Annotated in this window: 14 protein-coding genes; 13 read left to right on the forward strand and 1 reads right to left on the reverse strand. The window is 63.8% G+C overall.

Features of this window, described 5'->3' with window-relative positions; all coding sequences use genetic code 11:
* Nucleotides 1–2: 2 nt before the first annotated feature.
* From GY937_04235 to GY937_04295, 13 genes are all read left to right on the forward strand, one after another.
* Nucleotides 3–824 carry a HAMP domain-containing histidine kinase gene (locus GY937_04235; GenBank protein ID MCP5055917.1) on the forward strand — a complete coding sequence of 274 codons (822 nt, stop codon included), beginning with the start codon at nt 3–5 and terminating at the stop codon, nt 822–824.
* Complete coding sequence (locus GY937_04240; GenBank protein ID MCP5055918.1) at nt 821–2,038, forward strand: sigma-54-dependent Fis family transcriptional regulator; 1,218 nt, start codon at nt 821–823, stop codon at nt 2,036–2,038. The genes GY937_04235 and GY937_04240 overlap by 4 nt, the downstream gene beginning before the upstream one ends.
* Nucleotides 2,039–2,233: 195 nt before the next feature.
* Nucleotides 2,234–3,142, forward strand: a complete 909-nt coding sequence (locus GY937_04245) for a hypothetical protein (protein ID MCP5055919.1) — start codon at nt 2,234–2,236, stop codon at nt 3,140–3,142.
* Nucleotides 3,143–3,403: 261 nt separating this feature from the next.
* Nucleotides 3,404–4,585, forward strand: a complete 1,182-nt coding sequence (locus tag GY937_04250) for an acyl-CoA dehydrogenase (GenBank protein MCP5055920.1) — start codon at nt 3,404–3,406, stop codon at nt 4,583–4,585.
* Between the two features lie 18 nt (nt 4,586–4,603).
* Nucleotides 4,604–5,581 carry a hypothetical protein gene (locus GY937_04255; protein ID MCP5055921.1) on the forward strand — a complete coding sequence of 326 codons (978 nt, stop codon included), beginning with the start codon at nt 4,604–4,606 and terminating at the stop codon, nt 5,579–5,581.
* A gap of 3 nt (nt 5,582–5,584) precedes the next feature.
* Nucleotides 5,585–6,730 carry an acyl-CoA/acyl-ACP dehydrogenase gene (locus GY937_04260; protein ID MCP5055922.1) on the forward strand — a complete coding sequence of 382 codons (1,146 nt, stop codon included), beginning with the start codon at nt 5,585–5,587 and terminating at the stop codon, nt 6,728–6,730.
* Nucleotides 6,727–7,146 carry a hypothetical protein gene (locus tag GY937_04265; protein ID MCP5055923.1) on the forward strand — a complete coding sequence of 140 codons (420 nt, stop codon included), beginning with the start codon at nt 6,727–6,729 and terminating at the stop codon, nt 7,144–7,146. The genes GY937_04260 and GY937_04265 overlap by 4 nt, the downstream gene beginning before the upstream one ends.
* Before the next feature lie 2 nt (nt 7,147–7,148).
* Complete coding sequence (locus GY937_04270; GenBank protein MCP5055924.1) at nt 7,149–8,324, forward strand: lipid-transfer protein; 1,176 nt, start codon at nt 7,149–7,151, stop codon at nt 8,322–8,324.
* A gap of 18 nt (nt 8,325–8,342) precedes the next feature.
* Nucleotides 8,343–9,524: a steroid 3-ketoacyl-CoA thiolase gene (locus tag GY937_04275; GenBank protein ID MCP5055925.1), complete on the forward strand. Its 1,182-nt coding sequence runs from the start codon at nt 8,343–8,345 to the stop codon at nt 9,522–9,524.
* Nucleotides 9,525–9,560: 36 nt separating this feature from the next.
* Entirely contained in the window at nt 9,561–10,481 is a 921-nt protein-coding gene (locus GY937_04280) for an SDR family NAD(P)-dependent oxidoreductase (protein ID MCP5055926.1), read from the forward strand.
* Between the two features lie 4 nt (nt 10,482–10,485).
* Nucleotides 10,486–11,511, forward strand: a complete 1,026-nt coding sequence (locus GY937_04285; GenBank protein ID MCP5055927.1) for a TIGR03617 family F420-dependent LLM class oxidoreductase — start codon at nt 10,486–10,488, stop codon at nt 11,509–11,511.
* Nucleotides 11,512–11,623: 112 nt separating this feature from the next.
* The gene (locus tag GY937_04290) at nt 11,624–12,835 is read left to right on the forward strand and encodes an SDR family NAD(P)-dependent oxidoreductase (GenBank protein ID MCP5055928.1); all 1,212 of its coding nucleotides are present in this window, start codon (nt 11,624–11,626) and stop codon (nt 12,833–12,835) included.
* 108 nt (nt 12,836–12,943) lie between these two features.
* A complete protein-coding gene (locus GY937_04295) occupies nt 12,944–14,002 on the forward strand; it encodes a dihydrodipicolinate reductase (GenBank protein ID MCP5055929.1) in 1,059 nt (352 codons plus the stop codon).
* A 210-nt stretch (nt 14,003–14,212) separates the two neighbouring features.
* Here GY937_04295 and GY937_04300 read toward each other — a convergent pair whose 3' ends face one another.
* Nucleotides 14,213–16,261 (reverse strand): metallophosphoesterase family protein, encoded by a 2,049-nt coding sequence (locus tag GY937_04300; GenBank protein MCP5055930.1) that lies wholly within the window; start codon nt 16,259–16,261, stop codon nt 14,213–14,215.
* Nucleotides 16,262–16,385 lie beyond the last annotated feature (124 nt).

Genomic DNA, 16,385 nt, shown 5'->3' on the forward strand with positions numbered 1-16,385 from the left:
CCTTGCTCTCGCGCACGATCGACGCGCCTCTCGCGATGATTCTCCTGGCCGTCCTTCTATCGAGGGCCCAGCGGATCGCCGTTCGCGTGCCCGGAGCTTCAGGTGTTGAGTCTCTCGGCGACGTGCATCAGGTTGGGAAAGAGGCACGCTTCATCTCGGAGAAGTTTGCCGCCAGGGGCCGCATTCATGCAGAGCTCGCTCACGAGATCGGCAAGCCCCTGGGTGTGCTCGAGGTGCTTGCCTGCAAGCTTCGCGACGGGTCCATCGAGCCCGAGCGTCAGGCTGATGCGCACGCGTCGATGGCCCGTCTGGCGGGCCAGCTACGGGAACTCGTTCGGAGTGTGCTCGAGCAGGACCAGGAACCCGTCGCTTCGGATCCAGTCCATCTCGCAGATTTGATCGAGAACGCACGACGCGAGGTCGAAGACGTGCACGGATCGGGCCGGGTCGTGGTCCATCCCTTGCCGCGCCTGCCTCATCTACCGATCGGTTCGGAACGCCTCGGCCGCGTCCTCGTCAATCTTCTCGACAACGCAATCGAAGCCGTCGACGACCTTCGGCCGGTCGAGCTGCGTGTTCTCTGCGTCAATCACACGCTTCATCTCGAAGTCCGGGATGAGGGTGCCGGAATTCCCGGCGAGCACCTGCATCGCGTGATGGATCCGTTCGTGAGCTTTCGACACGGGGGCTCCGGGCTGGGCCTTTGGATCTCGCGGAAGATCGTCGCGGAGTTGGGCGGAAGTCTCGAGATCGAATCCGAGTCGGGCTGGGGAACGATTGCACGAGTCCGGATCCAATTCGCCGAGGCTGAGGCCGCGGCATGAATCAGGTGATTTCGGTCCTGGTCGTGGACGATTGCCCCGAAGCGCTGGACTTGATTGCGGGAGAGTTCGCAACGCCGGATTTTTCAGTGACGCGAGCTGCGGATGGGGCTGAGGCATGGCTCGCCTATCAACAGGAGAACCCGGACGTCATCGTCAGCGATGTGCGAATGCCCGAAGCTGACGGTTTCGACCTGCTCCGAAATATCCGATCCGCATCGAGCGTTCCCCTCGTGTTGTTGACGGCCTACGCGGAGGTTTCAGCGGCGGTTTCCGCGTTGCGAAGCGGGGCCGATGACTACCTTCGCTTTCCCGAAGATCTCGAAAGGCTTGAACCTCTTGTTCGCGGGCTCGTTCGGCGCAGGGGGCTGGCTCCGGGCGACGAGGCCGAGAGACTCTTGACGGGCCACTCGCGGGAGCTGGACGAGGTGCGCCAGGCCATCCGGATCCTGGCGCCGGTGGATGCGCCCGTATTCGTAACGGGAGAAAAGGGGGTGGGGAGAGCCCGGATCGCGGAGGCGTTGCACTCTCTCTCGGGTTCCAGACATCCACTTCTAAGGGTCGACAAGGAAACACAGGGGCTCCCGGATGGACACGGAGCGATATTGCTATGCGACATCGATGCGTTTCCGGTTCCCGAGCAACGCCGTTGGTTCACCGAACTACACAGGATCCGGGGCCAGAGTTCCGATTTTTCCCGGATCTTGGCGACCGGGAGAGAGGGTGCCGGCACCGCGCAGGATGGGACCAGCCTCGATGCGCGTCTCTACAAGGAACTCAACACGCTTCGTATTCGTGTTCCAGCCCTGCGTGAACGGCCAGCCGACATCGAGGCCCTGGCTCACGAGTTGATGGCAGAAGCCGCTCAGAGCATGGGCATCGAAGGCCATCGGCTCTCGGACGAGGCGATCCAAGCCCTCCTGGGGCAACCCTGGCCAGGGAACATCCGCGAGCTCAAGAACGTGCTGGAAAAAGCGCTGGCCTATGCCGGGGGGCGAGTCGTCTCTGGAGCGGCGATCCGGGAAGCCATCCGGGCGGTCGTCTGTCAGCAGCATGAAGGCCTCTTGCAGCGCCGGGCCGCACGGCATGCGGCAGAGCGAGACGAACTGGTCGATCTGCTCGATCAGTGTGGCGGAAACATGGCGGAGATGGCACGGCGTCTCGGGATGACACGGGGCGCCGTGGCCTATCGATTGAAGAAGCACGGGTTGGCCTAGTGTTCCGAGCAGTGCCGCTTTGGCGTTTTCTGTCGGAATCGGTGGCTTTCGAACCTTCCAGGGGACGCCATCAGCAGATTAGGCTCACCCGCATGACACGGCTGACGTCGTTTCGCATGCGACATACGGGATCAACCTGTCCCGTCGTTCTCTTGATGGCAGGTTTCGCAGGGCCCGATGACAAGGAGTACGGAAATGTCTCAGATCTCAGGTGAGCGAAGGCCGCCGAGTCCGCCCATGCGATCGTTTGGTGCTTCGTGTGGCTCGCATGAGCTCTTCGATCCCCTGGCGGGAGAGAGTCCGGCCATCGCGCGTGTGCGCGAGTGGCTGCGCGGCCTGGCCGCCCTGCGTGCACCCGTCTTGCTGCTCGGGGAGCCCGGAACCGGATGCCGAGCAGCCGCAAGGCGACTGCACTCCATGGGGCCGGAGCCCGATGCAGCGTTCGTCGTTGTAGCCGTAGAAAATGGTGATCCGGAAACGATTCCACTCCGCGGAACGATCCATCTGCTCGGGCTCGAGCGGTTGGCGCCCGACGGGCAGAAGCGGTGGCGCCGGTTCGTGGAGTCTTCCTCCAACGGGGCCCGCCTGATCGGTTCGGCGGACCCTCTGTTCCCGGATCAGATCGCTCGCGGTGAGTTCGATGCGGATCTTGGGCAGGCGCTGCAGCGCTTCGAGGTGCGTCTACCCGCCCTCCGGAACCGTCGGGCGGATCTTCCCGGGCTGACGGCAGGGATTCTCACATCGATCGGTCACGAACTGGGTCGGTCGGATCGGCAGCTCACCCCGGGTGCTCTTCGTCGCCTGGCCCACGAGCGATGGCCGGGCAACTTGAACGAGTTGCGGCGCGTCATCGAGCGCCTGGTGGCGTATTCAGAGCATCCGCAGATCGGCCTGCCGGAGGTGGAAGCCGTGCTCGAAGAACTCCGCCCCTCCGTTGCTGATCTGCGCGCGCACCGCGAGCTGGAAGAGCGGGAAATGCTGATCCGAAACCTCCAGGAGACCGGCGGAAACGTCACGAATACCGCTGAGCGGATGCAGCGCAGCCGCGCGGCCATCTACCGGCTGGTCGAGAAACATGGAATCGCGTTGCGGCGTGAGGGCTGACTAGCAGCGCCGCGTACGCGGGCGCCCCGTTTCCCCAGAGCCCCTTGCTCCGGTTCAGCCTGATCCGGCAGTTCTGCCGCCGATCGATCGGACGCATCAGCCCCTGGTCGACACGAATGGCCGCCAGGTGGCCGATGGCTCGGAAGGCACTGGGAATCCCCGGCTGTCGGGCCCTTGCGCCCAAAACTAGAACATGTTTCAATTCTGCCCTCGAGGCTCCTCCGGCTGGATGGGGCTAACCGCGAGAGGCTGTCTTCCCCCATGCACATCGATTTCACCCCCGAGCAGAAGGCCCTGCGCCAGGAGCTGCGGGCCTATTACGCCGGTCTTCTGCAAGGTGATCTGCGCCGGCGGCTGGATGAAGAATGGGACCTGCTCGGTGGGCCGGCGTTTCGTGAGGCCATGGGGCGGATGGGGAAGGACGGTTGGCTGGTGATCGGTTGGCCCGAAGAATGGGGTGGCCAGGGCCGCGGGCATATCGAGCAATTCATCTTCTGGGATGAGACGTATCGCGCGCGCGCTCCGCTTCCGCTGATCACCGTCAACACGGTCGGGCCGATGCTGATGCAGCACGGTACGAAGGAGCAGCAGGACGCGCTGCTGCCGAAGATCCGCGACGGTGAGTTGATGGTTTCGATCGGCTACACGGAGCCGAATGCGGGGACCGATCTTGCGTCGTTGCAGACACGCGCCGTTAGGGATGGCGACGAGTGGGTGATCAACGGGCAGAAGGTCTACACGACCCACGCCCACGATGCGGACTACGTATGGTTGGCCTGTCGCACGGATCCGGATGCACCGAAGCACAAGGGCATCTCGATCATCCTCGTGCCGACCACCGATCCCGGTTACACGGCGACGCCGATCGAAACGATCGGTGGTGAGATCACCTACGCAACGTTCTACGAGAACATCCGCGTGCCTGTCTCGAATACGATCGGGCCTGAGAACGGCGGCTGGGGGTTGATCACCGGGCAGCTCAACCTGGAGCGCATCACCCTCGCCATGCCGGCCAGCCTCGACCGGCTGTTCGATGAGGTGTGGGCCTGGACGGAGAAGACGGAACGCCCGGGCGGTGGACGCATGCTCGACGAGCCGTGGGTGCAGCAGAGCCTGGCGAAGGTCTATGCCGAGGTCGAAGCGCTCAAGGTGATGAACTGGCGTTCTGCCTGGCTGATCGATCAGGGAACACCAGGAATGGCGGAATCCTCGGCGGTCAAGGCCTTCGGCACCGAGATGGTGATCGATTGTTACCGGTTGTTGCAAGAGATCACGGGCCAGGCTGGAATCGTGCGGCGCGGGGAAGGTGGAGCACTCTTCGGCGGGTTGCTCGAAAGCGCCTATCGAATGGCGATGGTGAATACCTTCGGCGGCGGTGTGAACGAAGTGCAACGCGACATCATCGCGGCGGCCGGCCTCCAGATGCCCCGCGCCCGGCGTTAGTCAGAAGGGAGAGACGAAATGCCTCTGACCCCCGACCAGAAGAAAGAACTCGAAGCGAAGCTGAACGAGTTCGTGGGCAAGCCGATCGGTCCGCCCAAGACCGGCCGCGATGCGGTGAACGAACCGATGATCCGGGCGTGGTGTGACGCGATGGGCGATACGAACGCCGCGTATCTCGAACCCAGTGCCGCAAAGGACTCGTGCCATGAAGGGATCGTCGCGCCGCCGACGATGCTCCAGGCATGGACGATGGACGGCTTCGAGATGCACGAGGGCTACGACGAGCCGACCAACGGTGTGCAGCGCATCCACAAATTGCTGACGGATCATGGCTACACATCCGTCGTCGCGACGAATACCGAACAGGGATACACACGCTACCTGGAGCCGGGCGACGAAGTGACCGAGGAGACCGTGATCGAATCGGTTTCCGAAGAAAAGGCCACGGCGCTCGGAATCGGTTACTTCATCGACACGCGGTCGCGCTACACGGACCAGAACGGCGATGAAATCGGCTGGCTGACGTTCCGCGTGCTCAAGTTCATCCCCGCTCAGCAGGCTGCGGCGGCCGATTCAGGCGAGACGGCAGCGGCCGCTGCGCCCGCGCGGATCAAGGCGCCGATGGGCCACGACAATGCTCCATGGTGGAACGAAGTCGAGGCCGGGAAGATTCCCATCCAGACATGCAACCAATGCGGCAAGCTCTTTCATCCGCCGCGCCCGATGTGCGGCGAGTGCGGTGCGATGGACATGGGTTACATCGCGGCCTCCGGGAAGGGCACGGTGCATACCTACACGGTGATGCACCATCCCCAGTTCCCCGGCTATGACTTCCCGATCCTCGCAGTACTCATCGATCTGGAGGAAGGCACCCGGATCGTGTCGAATCTGCTCGGCTGCAAGCCCGAAGACGTGCACATCGGAATGGCGGTCCAGGGCGCGGTAGAAGAGGGCGACGATGGCCTGAAGCTGCCCGTCTTCCGCCCGGCGGCCTGAACCTTGGAGTTCACGTTCACCGAAGAGCAGGAGACGGTTCGCGAGTTGGCTCGCGAGATCCTCGAGAAGGAAGCGTCCACGGATCGCGTCAAGCAGGCGTCGGCTAGCGAGTCTGCACAGGACGATGAGCTCTGGGCGAAACTGGCGGAGGCCAACCTGCTCGGTATCGCCATCCCCGAAGCCCACGGCGGCATGGGGATGGGATTCCTCGAACTCTGCTGTCTGCTCGAAGAAGTGGGCCGGGTCGTTGCGCCGGTTCCTGCACTGGAGACGTTGGTGCTCGGTGCGTTGCCCATCGTTTCCTACGGCACCGCGGCGCAGCAGGCGGAGTGGTTGCCGCGCATCGCGGCCGGCAAGGCGCAGCTGGGCGCGGCCCTGCTCGACGCGGATTCGGCCGAGGTGGCAGCCCCGGCCACGATCGCTCGAGCCGAGGGAGTCGATTTCGTTCTCGAAGGGCGCAAGTGCTTCGTGTCAGCCGCCTCCAGAGCTGATCGCATACTCGTGCCGGCTCGGTTGGAAGGAGCGGACGGCAAAGTCGCGATCTTCCTCGTCGATCCGAACGGACCGGGCGTGAAACTGTCCGGAAGTCGAATCTCGACCGGCGCCCTGCTCTTCGAGATGGAGCTCTCGGGCGTGAGAGTCGATGCAGACGAACGCCTCGGCGGTGAGGAAGCCGACGGTGAGAAGATCTTGACCTGGCTCCACGAGAGAGCGCTCGTCGCTACGGCGGCCATCCAGATTGGCGTTTCCGAACAGGCACTCGATATCACCGCCGGCTACACGCGCGAGCGCGAGCAATTCGGTGTTCCGATCGGAACCTTCCAGGCCGTCCAACACCGGGCTGCGGATTGTTTCATCGACGTGGAGGCCCTGCGTTGGTGCACCTGGCGAGCCGCATGGAAGCTCGCCGACGGTCAGCCGGCAGCACGCGATGCGGCGGTCGCGAAATACTGGGCCTCGGAAGCCGGTTCGAGGGTGGCCAAGGCCAGCGTCCATCTTCACGGCGGCATCGGCTCGGATGTGGACTACCCGATTCAGCGATATTTCCTGTGGGCGCGGGCCTTGGAGCTTCAACTCGGCTCGGCATCGCCGCAGCTCGCGTGGCTCGGTAGCGATCTCGCCAGGACGAGACTGGAGGAATCCGTATGACGACTTCCCTCTCCCTTTCGGACGTCGGTGTGGGTGACGAGCTCCCCGCGCTGGACGTCCCGCTCACGACGGCGGTCATCGTGGGCGGCGCGATCGCCTCCCGGGATTTCACGCCGGTCCACCACGATCGTTCAGCGGCCAATGCCCAGGGCCTGAATGACGTCTTCATGAACATCCTGACGACGAATGGCTACGTCGGGCGGTACGTCACGGATTGGGCGGGCGTCGATGCATGCATCAGAGGCCTGGCAATCAAGCTCGGCACACCCAACGTCGCAGGGGACACGATGAAGATGCGCGGCAAGGTGGTGGAGAAGGGGGACGACGGAACGATCGTCGTGGAAGTCGTTGGAAAGAACTCGTGGGGCAACCACGTTGAGGGCAAGGTGACCGTGGCCCTGCCTGCGGGAGCTTGAGCATGGCGGGCACTCTTCACAATCAGGCCGCCATCGTGGGAATCGGCGAGACGAAGTACACGAAGAACTCCGGCGTTTCGGAGCTGGCATTGGCATCCGAGGCCGTCCGAAAGGCGATTCTCGATGCCGGCCTCCAGCCGAAAGATATCGACGGTCTCACCACCTTCATCCTCGATACCAACGATGAGGTCGAGGTGGCGCGTTCGGTAGGCTGCGGAGACATCACGTTCTTCAGCAAGATCGGCTACGGAGGTGGTGCAGCCATCGGCATCATCCACCAGGCGGTCATGGCCGTGGCGACCGGTGCGGCGAACTATGTCGTTGCCTATCGCGCGCTGAATGGACGATCGGGCCAGCGTTATAGCGATGGCGTCTCCGGGGACATCGTCACGACGGATCTCATCCACTGGAGCTGGTACATGCCATGGGGCCTGCTCACGCCGGCCAGCTGGGTGGCGATGTTCACCCAGCGCTACATGCATGATTTTGGAGCCAAGCCCGAAGATCTCGCCGAGGTGGCGATCGCCACGCGGGACCATGCGGTGAAGAACCCCGCCGCGTTCTTTCATGAGCGTCCCCTCACGATGGACGAGTACATGAACGCGCGCTGGATCTGTGAGCCGTTGCGGCTCTACGATTGCTGCCAGGAAACCGATGGCGGCTGCGCCGTGGTCATCACGACCCCCGAGCGTGCGAAGGATCTGGCCCAGCCGGCGGCCGTCATCCGCGGCGTTGCCCAGGCCTCCGGCGACGACCAGGAACAGATGACGAGTTTCTATCGGCCGCAGATCTCCAACATCCCGGAGATGGAGCTGGTGGCAAAGCAGATGTACGGAATGGCGGGCCTCGGACCGGATGACATCGATGCGGCCATCATCTACGACGCCTTCACCTCGATCGTCTTGATGCAGCTCGAGAGCTTCGGTTTCTGCGGGCCCGGCGAGGCCAAGGATTTCGTGAAGGATGGCGCGCTGCGCGCAGATGGCGGCCGCCTGCCCACCAATACCCACGGTGGTCAGCTTTCCGAGGCCTACATCCATGGCGTCAATGGCATCGTCGAAGGCACGCGCCTGATTCGTGGGACATCGACGAATCAGCCCGCCAAGAACGATCACGTGTTGGTGACTTCAGGAGTCGGAGTCCCCACGGCCGCAATGATCCTCGGCCAGCAGAGCTGAGAAAAGGAGGTACTGCAGATGCCGGAAGCCGTGATCGTCGAGGCGCTCCGCACGCCGATTGGCCGCGGAAAGATGGGCAAGGGTGATCTCTCGGGGCTGCATGCGGCCCAGTTGTTGGGGAAGGTGCAGCGTGGCCTGATCGACAAAGCGGGCATCGAGCCTGGCGACGTGGACCAGGTCATCGGCGGATGCGTCACCCAGGCGGGTGAGCAATCGAACAACATTGCCCGCCATGCCTGGCTTTCGATTTCGCCCGACGACTACTCGACCGCCGGCACCACGATCGACGTGCAATGTGGTTCGGGTCAGCAGGCGAACAACCTGGTGAGCGCCCTGGTCAAGACCGGTTCGATCGACATCGGCATTGCCTGTGGCGTCGAATTGATGAGCCATGTGGGCCTGGGCATGAACGTGATGAACGGCCCCGGTTTCTTTCTCCCCGAGGACTTTCCCTGGGAGGAGCCGATGTCCCAATTCATCGGTGTCGAACTCATCGCGGAGAAGTTCGGAATCACCCGGGACGAAACGGATGCTCTCGGCCTGCGCAGCCAGACCCTCGCCAAGCAGGCCTGGGACGAGGGACGTTTCGATCGGGAGATTCTTCCCGTCGAAGCTCCGGTGCTAGGTGATGATGGTGCGCCGACCGGTGAGATGAAACAGGTCAGCCGAGATCAAGGCCTGCGCGACACGACCCTCGAAGGCCTCGCGGCCTTGAAGCCAGTCCAAGAGGGCGGTGTCCACACGGCGGGAACCTCTTCCCAGGTATCGGACGGCGCAGCGGGCCTTCTCTACATGACCGCGGAACGCGCGAAGGAGTTGGGGCTTCGGCCGCGGGCGCGGATCGTCCATGAGGTGGTCACTGGTTGCGACCCGTCGACCCTCCTGGAGGGACCGATCGATGCAACGCACAAGATCCTGAAGCGCTCCGGGGTCTCGCTCACGGATATCGATCTCTTCGAATGCAACGAAGCGTTCGCGGGCGTGATGCTTGCGTGGCTGAAGAGCTTCCCCCAGATCGACGCGGACAAGGTCAACGTGAACGGTGGAGCGATCGCATTGGGCCACCCTGTCGGATGCACGGGTTCTCGTTTGCTGGTCACGGCCCTTCATGAGCTGGAACGTCAGGACAAGAGCACGGCCTTCATCACCATGTGCTGCGGCTCCGCTGTCGGTACCGCCACGATCATCGAGCGCATCTAAGAAAACGAACGGGTCAACAACGAACGGGAGAGTGAGATGGGAATTCTCGACGGGAAAGTCGCCATCGTGACGGGCGCAGGCCAGGGCCTCGGACGGATCGAAGCCCTGGAGCTGGCGCGTCATGGCGCCAGCGTGGTCGTCAACGATCTCGGTACCCAGGCCGATGGCTCGGGCACGAGTGAAGAGCCGGCCCAGGCCGTGGTCCAGGAAATCGAAGCCCTCGGCGCCAAGGCGGTCGCGGCTTTCGGCGATGTCGCCAACTGGGAGGACGCCGAACGCGTCGTTCGCACGGCCGTCGATACCTTCGGCGATCTGAACATCATGGTGAACAATGCGGGCTTCTCCCGCGACGGCATGATCGTGAAGATGACCGAAGAAATGTGGGACTCGGTGATCCGGGTTCACATGAAGGGCCACTTCGCGATGATCCGGCACACCATGGCCTACTGGCGTGAGAAGTCGAAAGCCGAAGGGGGGGATCCGCTCTACGGACGACTCATCAGCACGGCATCGGATTCCTTCTTGATGGGCAACGTGGGCCAGCCCAACTACGCCGCGGCCAAGGCCGGGATCACCTATCTCACGATGTCCGCGGCGCGTGAATGCCAGCGCTTCGGCGCGACAGCGAATGTCGTGCTTCCCCGGGCCCGAACGCGGATGACCATGAGCGGGCCGTGGGCCGGGATCTTCGGAAAGCCCGAGGAAGGCTTCGATACCTTCGCTCCAGAGCACATCGGGCCGCTCATCGCATGGATCGCGTCGCCTCAGGCCGCACACGTCTCCGGCCAGGTCTTGCAACTCTGGGGCAAGCACATTCGTGTCTACGAGCGCCCCCAGGCGGCGCTCGATCACGAGAATGAAGCCCCGTGGAGCGTCGACGAACTGGACAAGGTGCTCGGTAGCTTCTTCGAGGGGAAGAAACCCGTCGAGGATGGCTTCGCGCTGCCCATGGCGTAAGACCGTGCGCGTCTACGCGTCGGTGGACGATATCCACCTGCCGCTTGCCGACTACCCGGCTCATGCGCAGCGCGCAGAACGTCTGGGCTTCGATGGCTTGATCATCCCCGAAGCGGTGAACGACGCCATTCTGGGTTCGCTCCTGGCATTGGAACACACGGAACGGATCCATGTGCTCACCGGCGTCGTGGTCGCGTTCGCGCGCAGCCCGATGCTCCTGGCCCAGGATGCCTGGAGTCTCGCCAGGATGAGTGGGGGTCGTTTCGGTATCGGTCTCGGCCCCCAGGTCCGGGGCAATGTCGAAAAACGCTTCGGCATGCCCTGGTCGGCGCCGGCCGCGCGCATGCGCGACTACGTCGGGGCCCTGCGCGCCATCTTCGAGTGTTGGCAGAACGGTACGCCGCTCCGCTACGAGAGCGAGAGCTACACGCTGACCAGGATGCAACCCTTCTTCAGTCCTGGCCCGATCGACCACCCGGACCTCCCGATCATGTTGGGTGCGATCGGGCCCAAGATGACCACTGTGGCGGGAGAGGTCGCCAACAAGGTCATCGCACATCCCACGAACTCGAGCCCTGGCTATCTACGCGACGTCATGGGAAGCATGCTCGAAGGGGGCGCGCACGCTGGGGACCGAGATGTCGGCGAGATCGAGGTCATCGCGAATCCGATGACGGCCACGGGGCCGGACATGGCGGCTGTCTCCGCGGAGCGTGAGGCCGCTCGCGAGATCCTGGCGTTCACCTACTCGACGCCTGCCTACTGGGCCACGCTCGAGCACCACGGCTGGGGCGAGGTCGGGCGCACGCTGCTCGAGAAGACGCGCAAGGGCGACTGGGCCGGAATGTCCAGCTTGATCAACGACGAGATGCTCGATGTGCTGGTGCCGTCCGCAGCCTATGACGACATCGCCGGGGAACTGGCGAGCCGCTACGCCGGCGTGGCTTCCGCGATCAGCCTCCGTATGCCGAAGGATCCCGATGACGACGGGCGCTACGGGGAGGTCGTCGCTGCCCTGCGCTCCAGCTAGCTCCCGCTCGAGACCGGAGGCGGAAGCCTGGAATGCTTCGAGGCTCAGCGCCCCTGATTCCCGGCGGCTCCGGGGCGGGCTACCCTCCCGTTCCCCCTTCGCGGAGAAACCCATGGGCAGCTGGCTTCGTCACCATTTCTCTCGGCGTCCGCATTGGATGAATGCACTGATGCTGTTCTGCGCCTTCATGGCGCTGGTCTACATGCCATGGGATCTCTTCATCAAGCCGATCGCGGCGGACGAGGAAGTCTGGTTCGGCGTGCGTTTTCATGGGCTCTGGGCAAAAGCCCTGGAGATTCCCCATTGGTTCGTCTACGCGGCCGGCATGATCGGCTTCTGGCGATTGCATTCCTGGATGTGGCCCTGGGCGGCCGTCTACGCGGGCCAGGTCGTCGTTTCGATGCTGATCTGGCCGATGCTGTACACGGAAGCCGAAGGCGCGTGGGTCGTCGGGCTGCTTGCGGGTGCGTTCTTCATGCTTCCGACGATCGCCCTGTGGAACGCGCGGGAGCTCTTCCAGGGCGAGACGAGTGGGCCACTGAGTGAGCGCTACGGCGGATGGGCGATCATCACCGGTGCTTCCGCTGGAATCGGTGCCGAGTTTGCCAGGGCGTTGGCCCGCGAAGGGTTTTCCTGTGTGCTCGCGGCTCGTCGGGAAGATCGCCTCAAGGAACTCGCCGAACAGCTCACACGCGAGCACGGCGTAGACGTCCGCACGGTTCCGGTCGATCTCGCTACCGCAACCGGTGTCGAATTGTTGCTCTCGCAGGTCGCCGATCTCGAGATCGGCATGCTCGTGAACAACGCGGGTGTGGGTTATTCCGGCCGCTTCGACAAACAGGATCGGGATCGGCTGGCCCAGATGGTTCAGCTCAACTGTGCGGCGCCCGTCGCGCTGACGGCAGAGCTGCTTCCGGGAATGCGCGAGCGGGGGCGGGGCGCCGTGATCTTCACCGGGTCGGTCGCCGGTTCTCAGCCGCTCCCGCTGCATGCGCTCTACAGCGCAACGAAGAGCTTCGACAATCTGCTGGCGGAAGGCTTGTGGGGAGAGCTGCGCGGTACCGGAGTCGACGTGCTCGCGCTGCTGCCCGGCTCGACCGAGAGCGAGTTCATGGAGGTGGCGGGCGAGATCCCGCACGCCGGAGAGCCCGCCGCCCACGTGGTCGAGGTGGCGCTCGATGCGCTCGGCCATCAACCCTCTGTCATTTCGGGTTGGTTCAACTGGCTGCGGGCGAACGCAGCATTCCGGATCATGCCGCGCAGTTGGTTGGCGATGGTCGCGAAGGACGTCATGGAGAAGCAGACGCCGGAGGACATGCGCTAGCCCCTGCTGAAATCCCTATCCGTTTGTTGGCCTTCTTCGAGGCCGAGAAGGCGGCGGGGCTGCACGAGTACACCTGAACTCTGGACTCCGGCAAACAGGGAGAGCGACATGATTCATCGCGTCATTCAGTGGGCCACGGGCGGCGTGGGCCGTGCGGCCATCCAGGGCATTGCCGAGCACCCGGAGCTCGAACTCGTCGGCTGCTGGGTTCACAGCAAAGACAAGGCCGGACTGGATGCGGGTGAGATCAGCGGCGGAAAACACATGGGCATCGCCAGCACTGGCGACATCGAGGAGATCCTCGCCCTGAAAGCCGACTGCGTGCTCTATAGCCCCCTGCTTCCCGATACCGAAGAGGTGGCGCGCATCCTCGCGTCCGGCAAGAACGTAGTGACCCCCCTCGGCTGGTTCTATCCATTCCGAGATACCGATTGCGAGGCCATCCGAGCTGCCTGCGAACGAGGCAACTCCACCCTGCACGGTACGGGCATCCACCCAGGTGGCATTACCGAGCGCCTACCGCTCACCATCTCCGCCTTTTCAAGCGCCATTACCTACGTGCGCGCGGAGGAGTTCTCGGACATTCGCACCTACGACGCCCCGTTTGTGGTGGGCGAAGTCATGCTATTCGGAAAGACTCCGCAAGACGCCAAAGCCAGCCCCATGCTGGGCCTCCTCGGCAGGGGATTCTGCCAGTCGATCGACATGGTCGCCGACGCCACGGGCATGAAACTGGATGCGGAGAAACGCGCAACCCACGAGATGGCGGTGGCAACGGCCCCCATCGAATCGCCCATCGGTGCCATACAACCGGGACACGTCGCGGCCCAGCGCTTCACCTGGGAGGGATTGGTGCGGGGCGAGGCGGTGATCAGAGTGCGAGTGAACTGGCTCATGGGGGAGGAGAATCTCGATCCGTGCTGGCGCTTCGGCCCAAAACGCGAGCGTTTCGAGGTAGAGGTCCAGGGCGACCCGTCGGTAAGCGTCGACTTCCACGGCCTCCATCCCGAATCCGTAGAGGCCGGCCTGAAACGAAACCCCGGCGTTGTCGCCACCGCCCACCACTGCGTCAATGCCATCCCCTACGTATGTCGCGCGGAAGCCGGAATCTCCACCTATCTCGACCTCCCCCTGGTCACGGGTCGCGCAGCCTCGGCTCTACGCTGACAGGCATCCGAGCGTCGCTCTTCGCGAGCGATGCCAGCAACGAGAGGACAGGAGTTCCAACAGGGGATTTTTGTCCGATAAGGGGTGCCTTGCCAAGTAGAACGTACACCCGACGCGGGAGATCGAGGACGGATCGCCAACAGTGCAAGCCCAGTGGGACCTGGGTGAACCCCTCTGCTCGCCCTGTAGAGGCAGACTTCGTTCGGAGGTTCAACTCCTTCGGCGGCGCTGGCGCCAGAGGAATTGGAGAGGTGTCAGCAGCAGGGCGACCTCGAATCCGAGGCCGCAGATCCGCGCCTTCTCGCTGTTGCGCAGGGGAATGGTGCATTCGGGATCGGGGAGCCCCCCCCCGAGACCACCGTCCCAATCGATCTTTCCGTCACCGTCACCGTCACCGTCATCGTCGAGGTCGTTGTCGCACCGGGTGCCTTCCAGGTTCCCCTGTGGAGCGAAGCAGCCCGGGTCCAGGGGGTAGTCGGCGACTCCATCGCTGTCGTTGTCCACGCCATCGTCGCAGACCAGAGATACCGCGCGCTCGGAGACGTCCGTCGCATCGTCGCATCCGGGATCGTCCGGGTAGTCCGCGAGTCCGTCACCATCGTTGTCGATACCGTCGCCGCAGGCCGGTCCCTTCACGATCCGGAACCGGTCCCGGACGGTACTCGCGTCGTCGATGAAAGTGGCGTCGAGTTGGTGGCCGTCTACGTCGACCACCAGGGAGCCGAGTTCGTTGAGTGAGATCTCCATTATGGGGTGGTTCAGCGATCCCCCGCTGATCTTCGACGAGCTTCCCACCACCGCGTAGACCGCGCCTTCGCCCGGTGCCATTCCCAGCGTCGCCTTCTGATAGGCGCCATCGCCGCTCGGATCGCCGTCCCCCCCGTCGATGAGACACTCCCCGCCGGCGCACTCACTCGAGAGACCGTAGTGGCCATCGATCAGCATCGAACGTTCGTAGGAGTGGCTATGACCGGTGAGCTGCAGGTCGACGCCGTAGTACTCGAGCACCGGGAGGAAGTGCTCCCTCATGTCGCACATTCGCCCGCCGGAGTCGCTGCAGCTGTCCGAGTTGTGCGAACCCCTGGTATAGGGCGGGTGGTGCCAGAATGCGATCACGAAGTCCCTGTCCGTCGCGGCCAGGTCCGCGCAGAGCCACTGGTACATAGCGCCACCCTCCCCGGGTGGGCAGATGTTCGTCTCGGGGTTGGCGGGGGCCGACCGATCGGTGTCGTGAGAATCGAGAGAGACGAAGTGGATGTTGCCGTAGTCGAAGGAGTAATAGGCCTCCGTGAGGCTCGCGACGCCGCCGGCCTCTCCCAGGATCGGCATGCTGAAGGAGTCGTAATACGGGCCGGATTCGGTGGGTGAGTCGGACGAGTAGAACTCGTGGTTGCCCGGCGTGGGCCAGATCACCGTGTTGCGCATCACCTCGGGGTATACGTCGAAGAATCCCGCCGTGTACTCCTCGTCCGTCCCGCTGTCGTAGGCGTTGTCTCCGAGCAGCAGCCAGACATCGGCGAAGTTGCCGCCTGCGAAATTGAGGTACGCGTCGCGCACATTTCCCGCGTCCGTGCACCCCTGAGCGGAGACGGCGCACTCGCCAGAGTCACCGATCACCCACACGCGGACCGATGGGCGCGTTCCCGGCGTCGGCTGGGTCCTGAAATAGTGATCAGAATCGTCCCCCGCCCAAGTCTCGGTGGTCGTTCCCACGGAGTAGTAGTATGTGGTTCCCGGGAGCAGCCCCGAGATCACGACCTCGTGTTCGGTAGTAGGCGTGGGATTGGTGACGGAACTGGTGAGACTTCCTGGGGCCGGGCCGTAGGCGACGTGGCTTCCGAGAGGGAGGGTGGTCCGCCATCGCACCACGACGCTGCTGGTCGTGCTGTTGTGGAGATAGGGCGCTCGCGCCAGTGGGGGGACAGCGGGTCCCGTTTGCAAATCCAGGTCGAAGCTGATGTCGGAGCTGGTGGCATTCGCCTGGTGGATCTCGACGGCCAGAACGTTGTCGCCGGGGACGAGAAACGAGGCGGGTACCCCCTGTTGGTTGAAACTGGTCTCTCCGGAGCCCCCTACGGCGCTGGAGGCATGGCTGAGGTGGTTGATCGTCCCGGTCGGCATGTTGGAGCGGAACACCTCGGTGCCGTTCAGGTAGGCGACGGCACCGTCATCGCGCTGCACCGAGAGAATCAGTCCGTCGATGGAGCCGGGGTCGGCGACGCTGAACACGTGGCGGAAATAGCTGGTGTAGACGCTCACTCAGAAGCGTAGAAATCTGATCATTTGGCCGGGGGGCGACGCAGCCCGCCGTTCCGGATTCCGATTCAGATCTTCCGGGTCGAAAGGTCCTTGACCCAGGGCGAACGCCCTCCCGGCTCGACCG

This window comes from bacterium (assembly GCA_024228115.1).
GTDB lineage: Bacteria > Myxococcota_A > UBA9160 > UBA9160 > UBA6930.

Excerpts from the sequence above, each read along its gene's own strand:
- GY937_04240 (MCP5055918.1), top strand. The coding sequence starts at position 821 with ATGAATCAGGTGATTTCGGTCCTGGTCGTGGACGATTGCCCCGAAGCG.
- GY937_04245 (MCP5055919.1), top strand. The coding sequence starts at position 2,234 with ATGTCTCAGATCTCAGGTGAGCGAAGGCCGCCGAGTCCGCCCATGCGA.
- GY937_04250 (MCP5055920.1), top strand. The coding sequence starts at position 3,404 with ATGCACATCGATTTCACCCCCGAGCAGAAGGCCCTGCGCCAGGAGCTG.
- GY937_04255 (MCP5055921.1), top strand. The coding sequence starts at position 4,604 with ATGCCTCTGACCCCCGACCAGAAGAAAGAACTCGAAGCGAAGCTGAAC.
- GY937_04265 (MCP5055923.1), top strand. The coding sequence starts at position 6,727 with ATGACGACTTCCCTCTCCCTTTCGGACGTCGGTGTGGGTGACGAGCTC.
- GY937_04270 (MCP5055924.1), top strand. The coding sequence starts at position 7,149 with ATGGCGGGCACTCTTCACAATCAGGCCGCCATCGTGGGAATCGGCGAG.
- GY937_04275 (MCP5055925.1), top strand. The coding sequence starts at position 8,343 with ATGCCGGAAGCCGTGATCGTCGAGGCGCTCCGCACGCCGATTGGCCGC.
- GY937_04280 (MCP5055926.1), top strand. The coding sequence starts at position 9,561 with ATGGGAATTCTCGACGGGAAAGTCGCCATCGTGACGGGCGCAGGCCAG.
- GY937_04290 (MCP5055928.1), top strand. The coding sequence starts at position 11,624 with ATGGGCAGCTGGCTTCGTCACCATTTCTCTCGGCGTCCGCATTGGATG.
- GY937_04295 (MCP5055929.1), top strand. The coding sequence starts at position 12,944 with ATGATTCATCGCGTCATTCAGTGGGCCACGGGCGGCGTGGGCCGTGCG.